The following is a 14,691-nucleotide window of genomic DNA, read 5'->3' as shown; positions in this document are numbered from 1 at the left end:
ATGAGGAAATTTTGTCTACTGTATTATGGTAATATGATAATTTAAATGGAGGGTGTCAATTAATGGGTTTGAAGGTAACAAGGTTTTATTTGCGTTCGTACAGTCGTTACATGATCTTGGGTTCTGACCATTTCTATTTTTTGTCCGAATTTAACTTCAAAACACTGGTTTTCATGTCGGCATACCTGGGGTCGGAAATATGATCCTGCTTTTGCATTTTAATGACCTCGATACTTAAGAATCCAAATTCGCTCACTACTTTACCATAAAATCTATAAATGCCCTTTCCCCTGAAGAAGTATTTTGCAGCTATTGGAGGAAACAGTACGGTATCAAAAACTTCTCCGTGTTGATCTACCAATGTGGCAAAATTCATACGGGTTCCTTTATGGGTGCGGGTATTTTTTACGGTCACCAAGTATCCATAAATATCAATATTTTTCCCTAGGTAGGTTTCCATATCTCTTTTGCCAAGTAGGTTTGTTGGTGGGACTGCCAAAATATCAAACGGGCTACAAAGGGTAAACCCCATGAGTTCCAGTTGGGTAAAGGCCATTTCCAGATCCGTTGAGTACAATTTAGGGATTTCAAAATGTTGATGTTTGGCAGTAAACAATTTGGGGTGCTCCAATTTGGTGTCTTTGGAAATGGACAGATGTGCTTGCCATAAAAGTTCGTGTTTATTTATCCCAGTAAACCTAAAGGCATCAATACGGATTAGGATACTTAATTGTTCGATGGATATGGATATCCTATCCAAAAAATTAGTCAAAGATAAATAAGGTCCATTTGCATTTCTTTCAGTTGTAATTTGATCTGCCACCCGTCCTTCCAGTTCCCTTAGGTACATAAACCCGAGGTACAGTTCTTTTTCATAAATGCAGTTAAGCATAAAGCTTTTGTTTATACAAGGGGAATGTATCTTGGCTCCCAACATCCTGGCTTCATGGATATAGAATTCGGCGCTATAGAATCCTCCTCCATTGTTAAGCACGGCCACCATATATTCCAATGGGTAGTAAGCTTTAAGGAATAAGGTTTGATAACTTTCGACGGCATAGGACGCCGAATGTCCCTTGGCAAAGGCATAACCGGCAAAGCTGGCCACTTGGTCCCATATTTCAAAAATTAGCTTATCCTCATAGCCTTTTTTTCGGCAATTGTCCACAAACTTATCCTTTACTTTCTGGAACTCTTCCCTGGACCGGAACTTACCACTCATTCCTCTTCTAAGAACATCTGCCTCACCCAAGGTAAGATCGGCGAAATAGTGGGCAACTTTAATCACATCTTCCTGATATACCATTACACCGTAGGTTTCGGGCATAATGGAGAGCATTACGGGATGTGCCCTTTCCTTGGCTCGTTTCGGATCCCGATGGCGTAGTATGTATTCTCGCATCATTCCACTTTTGGCCACTCCTGGTCTGATAATGGAACTTGCTGCTACCAATCCCAAATAATTATCGACTTCCAATTTCTTTAACAACATTCGCATCGCTGGGGATTCAACATAAAAACAGCCCATACATTGGGCGCTCTTTACCAAATTGTTGATGTTGGGGTCATTTTTAAATCGGGCAATATCATGAATATCAAAGCTGTCCCTTTTCTCTGGTTGGTTATAGTTTATGATTTCCAATGTTTCCTCAATTTTTGCCAAACCGCGCTGGGACAGGATATCAAATTTAAATAGGCCTACATCTTCGGCAATCACCATGTCAAACTGCGTCGTTGGATATCCTTTTGGAGGGAGGTGGGTGGCGGAAAAATAATGAATGGGTTTTTCGGTAATTAGTATACCACCGGCATGGATACTTAGATAATTGGGCATTCCTTTGATCAATTGTCCGTACTTAAGTACCAATAACGCTACTTTGTCCAGTTGGGAAATATTGTATTTTCTATCACACAAAATATCTATTTCCTCTTTGGGTAGACCAAACACCTTGCCCAATTCGCGTATGACGCCTTTTTCTTGGAAAGTAACATAAGTTCCCAGTAGGGAAACGTTGGGGAAGCGTTCAAAAATATATTGTGTCATGGCTTCGCGATCCTTCCATGAAAAATCTATATCAAAATCAGGTGGGTTAACGCGGTATAGATTAATAAAACGTTCAAAATAAAGGTCAAGCTCAATAGGGTCCACATCGGTAATATGAAGTAGGTAGGCCACTATACTATTGGCACCACTACCACGACCTACATAAAAGAAGCCTTGTCTCCTGGCATGTGAAACAATATCCCAATTAATAAGAAAGTAGGACACAAATCCCATTTTCTTAATTAAGTCCAATTCCTTTTGGAGGCGCTCCAGAATTACTGAGCCTATTTCGGTATGTTTGTACCTTTCAGGCAAGCCCTTCTGACATAATTCTTCCAATAGAGCCTCGTCCTTAGTGGTGTCGCCAAGGTAAGTAACTAGGTTTTGAGGTTTTCGTTCTTCTGAAAAATCAAAATAGATGTTACAGGACTTCATTAGCCGCTCCGTGTTTTCCAGTATAAACGCGTATTCTGAAAAAGCTGATTTCAAATCATTTAAGGGAAGCATTTTTTCTTCCGGATCTGCTTCTTCTGCCGGGGTCAGTTTACTTAGCAGTATGTTATTGTCAATGGCACGTAACAAACGATGTGCATTAAAATCGCGTTTATTGCGAAAAGTAACAGGTTGTTGAACAACTAATTTATCCCTATACTCCAAAATCTCGGAAAAGGGAAGTCGTCTTAAGTCTCTGATGGAAATCCCAATATACTCGTGTTCCAAAAAGCTTTTTTGTTCATTCAATACTACTTTTTGGAATGGATAAATTACATAGGCATCTTTAAATGAAGGTGCTTGGGATTTAAATGTTTTATCATGATGCAGGTGGTCGGATAGGAAATTGTTCAGTTCTTGATATCCATTATTATTTTTGGCTATACCCACAAAACATTGGTCGACCCCATTTCTAAAGTCGATTCCTAAAATAGGTTTTATGCCAAATTCCGGTGCTTTTCGGACAAAATTTAATCCTGCCGATGTATTATTGATATCCGTAAGTGCTAAATGATCCACATGGTTTTCTTGGGCCAATTTCAAGAGTTCCACCTCGGAAAGGGTGCCAAATCTTAGGCTGTAATATGTGTGGCAGTTTAAGTACATTTTTTTGTATTCAACAAGAACATATAAAAATTGCTTTTTGGAACATTGTTTTGCCGATATGCAATACCTCGGGAATAGATATGTAACTCAATTTCTGAGGCATTTATTCGAATAATTCTCGCTGCAGGAATTGATTATTTTGCACTTTTAAGCATTTGCCATTTTATCATCGCAGTGGCACATCACCGGCAATTTATAAAGTCAAAACTCCAACATAACCCTATTGATAAAGGTAAGGAATTATTAACCCACCTTATTGTTAGTCAAGAGATTTTAATGGTTCGCCACAGTCGATGGGAATGGCCATAAAAAGAAATTGAAAAAATAGCGATTAAAGTCGTAGTCTATGGATAGGCGACCTTTATGGGAATATCTGATAAATTTTATCGCCTACTAGTTGGATTTACTCCTGTTTTCCCATTTCAAATCTTTTAAAATGGAACTCTTAATACCTATAAAGAAGTACCAACGTTTATAGGTGCCAAATGGGGTCCAGTTGAAATTCATCCTAAAACTTTTCAGATCACGTTCAAAGCGCAATTGGGTTAAGGTAAACCCTTTGTTCTGGAAATCGTAACCAGAAGATCCTCCTATTTTCCATCTTGGGGAAAGTTGGATGTTTCCAGAAAACATCAGGGAATGACTGCCTATGGTGTTTTGGCGGTTGGAATTACTGTAATTCACCGCATAAGACAATCGTAGGTCCCAAGGCAATTTAGTTCCATAAATAGGATTTTCTACATCTTCAGAGTCTTTTTCCCGTTCATCGCTGGGCCTATTTTCATTAAAGTCATTGGCCCTACCAAAAAGATCATCATCCCTACCTCCACTAGATGCAACATAGTCGTATTCATCCTTATCATCCTCCTCTTTTTCATCTTTCTTTTTTCCAAAGGTCTCACTGCTCAAAGAGTAGCTAAGATTTGCCCTGGCAGAAGTAAGTCGGAATAAACTACCCCCATTATCCACATTAAAGGTATTTATACGCGTTCCATTATTGTCTATGGCATAGGGGTCCAAACTGGCACCAAAGTTAATAGCCATTTTGTTGTTGAGGATATTGGTTCCACCTGTCAAGTTCAAGGCACTTAGTTTTAGCGAATCCGCTTCAAAATTGTATCCCGTAGAGAGGTTAAGATTGCTCAACAACGATATTTTTTTCGGTTTTGTGGCCGTAGTATCTTTGTCACGGACTTTCGCCTCAAACTGATTGCCCAAGGAAAAGCTCATAGAACTGGATTTAGTTAGGCCCGGCGCACCGTTCAAAGTACCTTCGAACCTACTGTACAATTCCAATTCGTCATCGGCACCAATATAAGTGTCGTAATATTGTTCAAAGGATGGTGCGTAGCCATAACTAACGGACGGACGCATGACGTGCCGTATGGCCTGAATTTTTTTGTCCTCGCCAAAATTGACAAGTCCATATAAAGTGGTCCCAATACTGGCACTAAAATTATATTTATTGTAGCGGTCAAATCCATTAAGGGTATCTGTTACTACTTCATTCTTGGTATCTTGGTCATAACCTCTTTCATAGGTCTCTATGGCCCACACGTCTTCATAGGAACCACCAACACTTACACTAAAATGCTTGGCCACTTTAAAATTGGTACTAAGTGGAATGGTATGCCTTGCCCCAAAAAGAGAATTCTCGAACATTTTAGCGGTTAAAAAATCTTCTTCCGTGGTACTGATACTATTTCTGGCATTCAGGTTGTACTGAAAGTTTACATTTTGAATGATACCCTTTTTTATGCCTTCACGTGGTGCAAACGGAAATATACGCTCCATACTCGCCTGCAAGGTAGGCAAGGTTACATCAACCACACCGGTATTGGTATTTTGATTATGCGTGGCCGTTAAACTTAGGTTTACGGAGGGATATTCCGGAAACGTTTTGGAATAGGATATGGACGATGATAAATTGTTTACTTGGGTATTTGGCAAGTTCTGTTGTAGTAGGGAGTTTCTATAATAAGAACTACTACCAAGGTTAACCGATGCCTGAAACCTGGAATTGGGATTACTTTTTTGGTCTTGGGAATGTGAAACTTGAATGTTATATATAGTGCTTCGGCTATAATCACTGAACCCTTTTTGACTCGTTACCAAATTTTCATATCTAAAGTTGACATTCCCCCTAAATTTATATCTTTTGGTATAGACAGATTGTGTTCTAAGACCATAACTGCCGTTGGTATATAAATCCCCTGTAAGGGTAAGGTCAACATAATCACTAATGGGAACGTAGTATCCACCATTTTGTAAAAAATATCCTCTGTCCGGATCACTTCCGAAAGTAGGCATCATTAGTCCCGCCGATCTGCCAACGGTCAAGGGAAAATAAGCAAAGGGAAGAGCTACCGGGGTGGGTACATCGGCAATATATAGATTGCTGAATCCGGCGATCACCTTCTTTCCAGGTACAAATTTGGCTTTTTTTACACGAATATAATAATCTGGGTTAACGGTGTCTTTGGAGGTGGTAAGCTTACCTTCACTTAGGAAATACACGGAATCGTTTTCCTTCTTGGTAATCTCTGCGTAGACCTTCATGGCATCGCTGCCCAACTGTCCCAAACCAGCCTGTTGCTCAGTTCTGGAGTTCCATATAATAGCTTTTTGAGTGTCAAAGTTGAACCTGATGGAGTCTGGTATTACTTCATTTGTTCCTTGTTTAAAAAATGGCAGTTGGGTATAATTTCCAAGGGAATCTTTTATTCGCCCAGCATAGACTTCATTTTTTATATAGTCCATTATTATTATCCCGGCCTTTAATTCGGTATCCTGATAATAGAGTTCGGCTTCGTTATAAAGATATATTTTTTGATCTTTTTGGCTCATCTTTACATAGTCCTTGGCCTTATACTTTATTTTGTCCAGGAGAAGTGGTTGTTTGCCGTTTAAAGAGTCTATTTTCGTAGTGTCGTTTAAAATGGTGTCCTTTAATTTGGGATCGGGCAGAAGTGGTGCAATTATTGTATCTCTATGAGCTACAATGGGCAGTGGCTTAATTTGGTCTTCTTGGGCAGATGCAGTAATGGCACCAAATAATAGGAGCAATAGGAAAAGTACATGATGTTTATTTGATTGCAAAGCTATATATCCTATTTTTGTAACGGTTTAGCTACATTTTGGGTTCAAACTTACATATATTTTTTGTTCTGCCTGTAGGGTATTGCGATAAATTTAACCTAATTAAAAGATCAAATTATCTCTAGTGATATGAATATGAAACTGTTTTATATTATTCCTTTTATAATTTTAACATTTTTTCTGACTTCTTTTGGCAAAAATATCAAGGCCGATGACAATGACGGAAAATTTGTTGTTGTATTGGATGCCGGGCACGGTGGTCATGACCCTGGCAACCTGGGGAACGGATATTTGGAAAAAAATATAGCCCTAAGGATTGTTCTAAAAGTGGGTGAGATATTGGAGAAGAACCCCAATATCAAGGTTATTTATACCCGAAAGGACGATACCTTTGTAGATCTATACCTCAGGGGGGAAATTGCCAATAAGGCCAATGCAGATTTATTTGTTTCGGTACATTGTGATTCACATAGTTCCGATGCCCATGGAGCTGGTACTTTTGTTTTGGGACTTCACGCCAATAAACAGAACTTTGAAATAGCGAAGAAGGAAAACTCGGTAATTTATCTGGAAGATAATTATGAGAGTAGATATGCGGCATATGACATAAACTCTCCGGAATCTATCATTGGTCTTACTATAATGCAGGAAGAGTTTTTAGATCAAAGTATTAATCTTGCCAAATTGATGCAGGATAATTTTTCGAACAAGTTAAAGAGAACCGACAGAAAGGTTAAGCAAGCTGGTTTTATTGTCCTTCACCAGACTTTTATGCCGAGTGTTTTGGTGGAAACAGGATTTTTGACCAATAAAAACGAAGGTGCCTATCTAAATTCGCAGAAAGGGCATAATGAAATGGGAAAGGCCATAGCGGATGCAATTTTAGCCTATAGTGTAGATTTATTATCAAACACCGATCAGATAGCCCTAAGAAATTCTCCGGCTGATTCTGAACCAAAGCAGGAAGAAGCTGTAGAAAAAACGGTTGCCAAGGGGACCGGGGCAAAGGACAAGAAATCTGAACAACTTGTTCTGGAACAGAAACCCGTTAAAAACATTCCAAAAACGGTACTTGTGGTAAAGAATGAAACAGATAATTCTACCAAGGAGATGGTAAAGGAGCCAAAAAAGAAAGAGCAGCCCCAAGTTGTTGAAAAATCGACCAAAAATTCTGAAAACATTGTTTTTAAGGTTCAGATTTTTGCGAGTTCTAAAAATATTCCATTGCATTCTGAAAACTTTAAAGGACTAAACACCCTTTCCAAAGAACCTTATAGCAATTTATATCGTTATATGTATGGTAATACGGATTCCCATTTTCAGGCAACACTTCTAAAGAGCAATGCCGACGCCAAAGGATATACCACCTCTTATATTGTGGCCTATAAAGATGGTGTACGCATCTCGGAAACGGAGGCTCTTAAATACGTATCGGAATAATAGTCACTCTTCTAAAAATTATTTCTAATTTTGTTAGCAACTGAAAATAAAATCTTTTGAAAATATCTAGGGAAATAAAAACCGGTATTGTAGTCTTAGGGGGTATCCTTTTGTTTATACTTGGTTTTAGTTATTTAAAATCTACACCACTATTCGATAACAGTAAAACCTTCTATGCGGTATATAATCATGTTGGAGGATTACAGTCCGGTACACAGGTTACAATAAACGGATTCTCCGTTGGGAAAGTAAATGATATTAGGTTTAATGATGCCTCCGGCAATCTATTGGTAACCTTTACTGTTGATAATAGTTTCTCTTTTTCTAAAAATAGTAATGCGGAATTATATGACACTGGAATTATAGGAGGCAAAGGAATCCAGATCAAACCTGTGTTTGATGGTGCTGTTGTGGCCAAATCAGGGGATACATTGCCGTCAAGTTCAAGACCGGGGCTTACAGAATTGGTTCAACAACGTTTGACTCCTTTGCAGGCCAAAGTGGAAGGAGCCGTTACCAATGCCGATTCCTTATTGATGAATGTAAATGATATTTTGGATCCTAAAACAAAAAAGGACTTGAGGGAAAGTATCGCTGGTCTAAACACATTGGTGAAAAGTTTTCAGGGCAGTGCCAATTCGCTGAATAGTCTTTTAGCGGACAATCAGGATAATCTGAATAAATCCATTACCAATTTAGGTGTCATTACAGAGAATTTTAATAAGTTATCCGATACACTTGTCAATGCCGGTTTGGGTGGGACCATAAAAAATTTACAATCCACTATGGGCAACATTAATGATATGATGGCCAAAATTGAAGGGGGCGAAGGCTCTTTGGGGAAATTGGTAAATGATAAAGTACTGTATAACAATCTCACCAATGCCTCCAGGGAATTGGATTTACTATTACAAGATTTTCGCCTTAATCCAAAACGTTATGTAAATGTTTCAGTTTTTGGTAAGAAGCAAATAGATTACGCCCTTCCTGAAGAAGACCCGGCCGAAAAATAGAGAATTACATTATGGATTATATTCCTAATATTATTTTTGCAATTATACTTTTTGCTGGAATAGGATTTTTTGCAAGAAATGTAAAAAAACTATCCCGAAACATTAAATTGGGCAAAGAGGTTGACACAAGCGATAATAAATCGCAACGGTGGAATAATATGTTTAGGATAGCCTTGGGTCAGACAAAAATGGTAGTACGTCCTATACCTGGAATTCTACATATCATAGTTTATCTTGGCTTTATCATTATTAATATTGAGGTATTGGAGATTATTATCGATGGTCTATTTGGAACCCATAGGATTTTCTCATTTTTCGGGGGATTCTACAGTTTTTTAATAGGTTCTTTTGAAATTCTTGCCTTATTGGTTATTGTAGCGGTAGTTATTTTTTGGATTCGCAGGAACGTTATTAAATTGAGGAGATTTTTGAATCCGGAGATGAGCGGTTGGCCAAAAAAAGATGGAAATCTAATTCTTTATATAGAGTTGGTCCTAATGGTGCTTTTTTTGACCATGAACGCCTCGGATTATCAATTACAACAAATGGATGCGGCACATTACACCAAGGCAGGAGCGTTTCCTATAAGTCAGTTTATTGTCCCCCTGTTCCAAGAGATGTCAATGTCGGCCATAATCATGATTGAACGATCTGCATGGTGGTTGCACATTGTAGGTATTCTATTATTTTTGAATTATCTATATTATTCCAAACATTTACATATTCTGTTGGCTTTTCCAAATACTTATTTTGGAAAACTGAAGCCAAAAGGACAGTTCGAGAATTTGGAAGCGGTGACCAAGGAAGTGAGGTTAATGATGGATCCAGGTGCGGATTCCTTTGCTGCGCCGGATGAGAATGCGCCAATACCAGAGAAATTTGGAGCGTCGGATGTAATGGACCTTAAATGGGTGCAATTGCTGAACGCCTATACCTGCACGGAATGTGGACGTTGTACCAGTGAATGCCCGGCCAGCCAGACCGGTAAAAAATTATCCCCTAGGAAAATTATGATGGATACCAGGGATAGGTTGGAAGAAGTTGGCAAGAATATTGATATTAATAAAGGAGAGTTTGTTCCAGACGGCAAACAGCTCTTGGGAGATTATATTTCCCATGAGGAGCTTTGGGCATGTACCTCGTGTAATGCTTGTGTTGAGGCGTGTCCCGTAAGTATTGACCCCTTATCCATCATTATGGACATGCGTCAATATTTGGTAATGGAGCAATCTGCCGCACCATCGGACCTGAATAATATGATGGGGAATATAGAAAATAATGGGGCACCTTGGCCATTTAACCAAATGGATAGGCTTAACTGGTCCAAGGAATCATAAAGTAATTACCACTAAAATGGAAAATGAATTGAAAGTGCCCACAATGGCAGAACTTTTTGCAGCAGGCCAACAACCGGAAGTTTTATTTTGGGTGGGTTGTGCAGGAAGTTTTGATGACCGGGCCAAAAAAATAACGAAGGCCTTTGTAAAGATTTTGAGCAAGGCGAATGTTAGTTTTGCTGTTTTGGGAACCGAGGAGAGCTGTACCGGCGATCCGGCAAAAAGGGCAGGAAATGAATTTTTGTTTCAAATGCAGGCAGTTACCAACATAGAGGTTTTAAATGCCTATGAGATAAAGAAAGTTGTAACGGCTTGTCCCCATTGTTTCAATACCTTAAAAAATGAATATCCAGGCCTTGGAGGAAATTATGAAGTGGTACATCATACCCAATTCCTTAAGCAACTTTTGGAAGAAGGACGGATCAGTGTGGAGGGCGGACAATTTAAAGGCAAGAAAATTACTTTTCATGACCCGTGTTATTTGGGAAGGGCCAACAATGTGTATGAAGCGCCCCGTGATTTGATACGAAAGTTGGATGCCGAGTTGGTAGAAATGAAGAATTGTAAAAAACGAGGACTGTGTTGTGGTGCCGGAGGTGCACAAATGTTCAAGGAGCCTGAAAAAGGAAATAAGGATATTAATATTGAACGAACGGAACAGGCATTGGAAACGCAACCTGATATTATAGCTGCAGGCTGTCCTTTTTGCAATACAATGTTGACCGATGGGGTGAAGAATAAAGAAAAAGAATCGTCTGTAGCGGTGATGGATATTGCCGAGTTGATTGCCATGGCAGAGGATTTATAAATTTTTCCTAACCGGGATAATTATAGGATTATTGTCAATATGAAGATTTGACCTTATCAAAATAAAAGTAAATAACAAGACCTTAGAAAGACCGAGATTAAAACCAGGTAAAATAGAATCAAACGATGAACTATATCAATTTAGGAAATCAACGTTTGGGGGAACATTAAAAATTTAATAAATGCTCGTAGAATTTAACACATTGCCGGATGAATCTAGAGTTTGGATCTTTCAAGCCAGTAGAAGTTTTTCAGAGGAAGAATTGCAACAATTAAGAAAGGAACTGGATGCCTTTATAGCGGATTGGACAGCTCATGGAAGCGATTTACGCGCTGGTTATGAAATTAGGTATAATAGGTTTATTGTCCTTGCCCTGGACCAATCGCTTAATGCTGCTTCCGGTTGCTCCATTGATGCCTCTGTACATTTTATACAAGGGTTGGAAAAGAAATACAATATGGAACTTTTGGACAAAATGAACGTTTCTTATAAACAGGGCGAATTTGTTGCTTACAAATCTTTGGTCGACTTCAAAAAAATGGCCAAGCAAAAAGCGGTTTCCAAAAACACTATAGTCTTTAACAACTTGGTAACCAATAAGCACGAATACCTTAATCATTGGGAGGTGCCCGCTGAGGAAAGTTGGCATGCCCGTTTTATGTAGGTTACGCTGCCAAGAATGCAGCTTAGCCCTATATAAAGGTTGCCATTCGAATAAGTACAATAATTCAATTAATTGTAAGTTACCATCAATGATGGATTTTTTTATGCGCATAAAACTCGTAGTCTTAATATCTTTTATTACAATTTGTACAGTTCAAGGTCAAATAAATCCTTTGGTTACCAAGGATGCCTCGTCACAACAGAGCTGGGTAGATGCAACTTATGATCAAATGTCCTTGGATGAAAGATTGGGGCAGTTGTTTATGGTTATGGTTACCTCTGATCAAGATAAAGCGAGTACCGAAAAAACTAAAAAACTAATTAAGGAACATCATATTGGAGGGGTTATCTTCTCCACTGGTGGACCTGTCCGACAGGCACAATTGACTAATGACTTTCAAAGAAATTCCAAAGTTCCGCTAATGATCGGCATGGATGCCGAATGGGGTCTGGCTATGAGATTGGATTCTACCTATGCCTTTCCTTGGAACATGACCTTGGGAGCTATAAAGGATAATGCCATAGTAGAAAAAGTAGGGAATCAAATAGGCAAGCATGCCAATAGATTAGGGGTGCATATTAACTTTGCGCCGGATATAGACATCAACATCAACCCGCAGAATCCAATAATAGGTAATCGTTCTTTTGGAGAGGACCGCGAAAATGTGGCCCAAAAAGGGATTGCTTTTATGAAAGGAATGGAGAGTGCTGGAGTTTTATCCAGTGGAAAACATTTTCCAGGACACGGAGATACTGCTGTAGATTCCCATAAAGCGCTGCCGGTAATCGATTTTACCAGGGAGCGTTTGGATAGTATTGAATTATACCCCTACAGACAATTGATCAAAGAAGGGTTAAGCAGTGTTATGGTGGCGCATTTAAGCGTGCCAAGCCTTGAAATAAAGGAGGGTTATCCATCATCCTTGTCCGAACAGATTATTGGAGATGTATTGCAAGAGCAATTAAATTTCAAGGGATTGGTGTTCACAGATGCCCTTAATATGAAGGGGGTGTCCAATTTTGCCAAGGAAGGTGAGGTGGAACTTTCCGCATTTTTGGCCGGGAATGATATTCTACTAATGCCGTTGGATGTGGTAAAGGCCAAAGCCAAACTTTTGGAAGCATTTAATAGAGGTAGAATTTCTGAAAGTAGGCTATCAACTTCCGTAAAGAAGATATTGATGGCTAAATATAAGGTGGGTCTAAATAACTATAAGCCAATAGATACAAAAAATCTCTATAAGGATCTAAATTCTTTGGAGGATGATGTTATTTACGAGGAGGCTATTGAGAGTGCAATAACAGTGGTAAAGAATGATTTTTCCTTGATGGCCATCAAGAAGTTGGAAAATAAGAAAATTGCCTATGTAAAGTTCGGGGATGCTGATAGTGAACCATTTTTGAATGAATTGAATAAATACGCTACCGTAACACAAATTAACGGGAAAGACATAAGCACGCTTAAACAAAAATTAAGCGATTATAATTTGGTGATCATAGGGTTGCACAAAAGCAATGAAAGTCCTTGGAAACCCTATGAATTTACAAAAAATGAACTTTTCTGGTTAGGGGAAATCGCCAGGGAGCGTACTTCCAATCTAATACTTGCTGTTTTTGCAAAACCTTATGCCTTATTGGAGGTGCCAACTTTTGATAGTATCGACGCAGTGGTTATAGGATACCAAAATAGTAAAATAGCCCAAGAGAAAACGGCACAAGTAATTTTTGGTGCCATTTCGGCCAAAGGGGTTTTACCAGTTACCTCCCATCAAGAATTTCCTGTAAATACAACTATTCCCGTGGAGTCCTTAATGCGTTTGGGATATAGTTTACCCGAAAGGGTGGGTATGAGTTCGGCAAAATTGGCTAGAGTGGATGAAATGGTAAAGAATGGTTTGGACTCACTGATGTTTCCTGGTGCCCAAATTATTGTAGCCCGGAAGGGGAAGGTGGTCTACAACAAAGGTTTTGGGAATCCAACATATCAATCCGAGGAAAAAATAACTCCGGAACATATTTATGATTTGGCATCCATAACCAAGATCTTGGCAACCTTGCCCATGGTAATGAAGATGGAGGAGGAGGGTAAAATTGCCCTGGATAATACCTTTGAGGAACTAATACCTGACTACTCCAAATCCGAACTTAAAAACGTCACTGTCTTAAAAGCCCTTTCACATTATGGCAGATTACCGGCCTGGATTGCCTTTTATATAAATACTTTGGATGAAAAAAGAAAGCCTTCCCCTGAGTTTTATAGAAATCAGTTATCCAATGGGTTTTCACTTAAGGTGGCCGATCAATTATATATATCGGATGTTTATAAGGATAGCATCTATAATAGGATTGGTAGACAGCACCTTAAATCCAACAGATATCGTTATAGTGATATAGCCTATTATGTTATGAAAAAGTACATTGAGGATACCTATAAAGAGCGATTGGACAATTTGGCCGAGGAGTTTATATACAAACCTATAGGTGCTACACATACCGGATTTAATCCGCTTGATAAGTTTTTAAAGGGAGATATAGTGCCTTCGGAAGAAGATAATTATTATCGGTACCAGACCGTACAAGGGTATGTGCACGACATGGGTGCGGCTATGCAGGGTGGAGTAGGTGGTCATGCCGGACTTTTTAGTAATGCGAATGATGTAGCTAAAATTATGCAGATGTATCTGCAAAATGGATTTTATGGTGGACACCAGTTTTTAGAGGCCAGAACGGTGAAGAAATTTAATACCTGCTACTTCTGTGATCAAAATGTGCGACGCGGTATAGGTTTTGATAAACCTGAAGTACATGGTGGGGGACCAGCTTGTAGTTTGGTTTCCAGAAAAAGTTTTGGCCATAGTGGATTTACCGGGACCTACACTTGGGCCGACCCTGATAAGGATTTGGTCTATGTTTTTTTATCCAATAGAACTTACCCCTCGGCTTCCAATACCTTATTAGTTAAATCTGGGTTAAGAACGCGGATTCAGAAGGCCATTTATGAAGCCATAATAAATTAAATCCTTAATTTGTAAAAAAAAAATATACAGGGCTTTATAGGGGAAATTATCTTTTTGTTTTGACCATTCTGATATTTTATCCATATTCGTTCGACTAAGGTTTTTTTTGGAGACCAAAAGTTATGGGATCCGTGAGGTATGAATGTGTCATGTAACCTCTAAAATGCAATAA

8 protein-coding genes are annotated in these 14,691 nt (G+C 38.9%); 6 read left to right on the top strand and 2 right to left on the bottom strand.

Going from position 1 to position 14,691, the window contains the following annotated elements; genetic code table 11:
* Window positions 1-133: 133 nt before the first annotated feature.
* Window positions 134-3,142, bottom strand: coding sequence for a DNA polymerase III subunit alpha (gene dnaE, locus MWU78_RS15580; RefSeq protein WP_246999379.1), 3,009 nt, complete (start codon window positions 3,140-3,142; stop codon window positions 134-136).
* Between the two features lie 393 nt (window positions 3,143-3,535).
* The gene (locus MWU78_RS15575) at window positions 3,536-6,241 is read right to left on the bottom strand and encodes a putative LPS assembly protein LptD (protein ID WP_246999378.1); all 2,706 of its coding nucleotides are present in this window, start codon (window positions 6,239-6,241) and stop codon (window positions 3,536-3,538) included.
* A gap of 129 nt (window positions 6,242-6,370) precedes the next feature.
* On the opposite strand from MWU78_RS15575, the gene MWU78_RS15570 reads away from it, so the two are divergent.
* The 6 genes from MWU78_RS15570 to MWU78_RS15545 all read left to right on the top strand — a co-directional run bounded on the left by MWU78_RS15570 (window position 6,371) and on the right by MWU78_RS15545 (window position 14,519).
* A complete protein-coding gene (locus tag MWU78_RS15570) occupies window positions 6,371-7,681 on the top strand; it encodes an N-acetylmuramoyl-L-alanine amidase (RefSeq protein ID WP_246999375.1) in 1,311 nt (436 codons plus the stop codon).
* A gap of 56 nt (window positions 7,682-7,737) precedes the next feature.
* Window positions 7,738-8,694, top strand: coding sequence for an MlaD family protein (locus MWU78_RS15565; RefSeq protein ID WP_246999374.1), 957 nt, complete (start codon window positions 7,738-7,740; stop codon window positions 8,692-8,694).
* An 11-nt stretch (window positions 8,695-8,705) separates the two neighbouring features.
* A complete protein-coding gene (locus MWU78_RS15560; protein ID WP_246999372.1) occupies window positions 8,706-10,031 on the top strand; it encodes a (Fe-S)-binding protein in 1,326 nt (441 codons plus the stop codon).
* 16 nt (window positions 10,032-10,047) lie between these two features.
* Window positions 10,048-10,839, top strand: a complete 792-nt coding sequence (locus MWU78_RS15555; protein WP_246999371.1) for a (Fe-S)-binding protein — start codon at window positions 10,048-10,050, stop codon at window positions 10,837-10,839.
* 181 nt (window positions 10,840-11,020) lie between these two features.
* Entirely contained in the window at window positions 11,021-11,503 is a 483-nt protein-coding gene (locus tag MWU78_RS15550) for an ABC transporter ATPase (protein WP_187583022.1), read from the top strand.
* 103 nt (window positions 11,504-11,606) lie between these two features.
* Window positions 11,607-14,519 carry a glycoside hydrolase family 3 N-terminal domain-containing protein gene (locus MWU78_RS15545; RefSeq protein ID WP_246999553.1) on the top strand — a complete coding sequence of 971 codons (2,913 nt, stop codon included), beginning with the start codon at window positions 11,607-11,609 and terminating at the stop codon, window positions 14,517-14,519.
* Window positions 14,520-14,691 lie beyond the last annotated feature (172 nt).

Source organism: Arenibacter sp. F26102, assembly GCF_023015865.1.
GTDB lineage: Bacteria > Bacteroidota > Bacteroidia > Flavobacteriales > Flavobacteriaceae > Arenibacter.
This window is presented reverse-complemented; position numbering and strand designations above follow the sequence as displayed.

Coding starts and splice junctions, on each gene's coding strand:
- MWU78_RS15545 (WP_246999553.1), top strand. CDS start 11,607: ATGCGCATAAAACTCGTAGTCTTAATATCTTTTATTACAATTTGTACA.
- MWU78_RS15555 (WP_246999371.1), top strand. CDS start 10,048: ATGGAAAATGAATTGAAAGTGCCCACAATGGCAGAACTTTTTGCAGCA.
- MWU78_RS15570 (WP_246999375.1), top strand. CDS start 6,371: ATGAATATGAAACTGTTTTATATTATTCCTTTTATAATTTTAACATTT.
- MWU78_RS15550 (WP_187583022.1), top strand. CDS start 11,021: ATGCTCGTAGAATTTAACACATTGCCGGATGAATCTAGAGTTTGGATC.
- MWU78_RS15560 (WP_246999372.1), top strand. CDS start 8,706: ATGGATTATATTCCTAATATTATTTTTGCAATTATACTTTTTGCTGGA.
- dnaE (WP_246999379.1), bottom strand. CDS start 3,142: ATGTACTTAAACTGCCACACATATTACAGCCTAAGATTTGGCACCCTT.